Origin of the sequence: Streptomyces sp. P9(2023), from assembly GCF_032436795.1 — a bacterium.
GTDB lineage: Bacteria > Actinomycetota > Actinomycetes > Streptomycetales > Streptomycetaceae > Streptomyces.
Genome location: NZ_JAUPWM010000321.1, coordinates 1 through 302, shown reverse-complemented (window position 1 = coordinate 302; position 302 = coordinate 1). Strand labels below are relative to the sequence as shown.

At 69.5% G+C, this 302-nt stretch carries 1 protein-coding gene; it reads left to right on the top strand.

Annotated features, from left to right (window positions below; all coding sequences use genetic code 11):
• Positions 1-227, top strand: a 227-nt coding sequence (locus Q5762_RS37785) for a hypothetical protein (RefSeq protein ID WP_315896838.1), incomplete at its 5' end; no start/stop codon positions are given.
• Between the last annotated feature and the right edge of the window lie 75 nt (positions 228-302).

Sequence of the window (302 nt, the reverse complement as noted above, 5' to 3'; positions counted from 1 at the left end):
CGTTGCGCCTCGCGCTGACAGAGAAGCGCGGGAAGCGGGCCGCGTACCTGGTCGAGCCGTTGCGACTCGCAAAGCCTGCGCCGACCGTGGATGTGTCAGCGATCACCGACCGCGACGAACTGCGCGCCCTGTGGCAGGACGCCGACGAGGCCACGCGTGCCGCGATCCAGAGTCGCGTCGCCGAACTGCCCGACGAGGGCCTGATCGTGCCGGAGGGCGAGTCGTGACCGGCGTCACGACCAGCATCAGTCCGTGGGGTCATATCCAGCGCACCATCGTCGGGGACACCGGAGCCGTCGAGA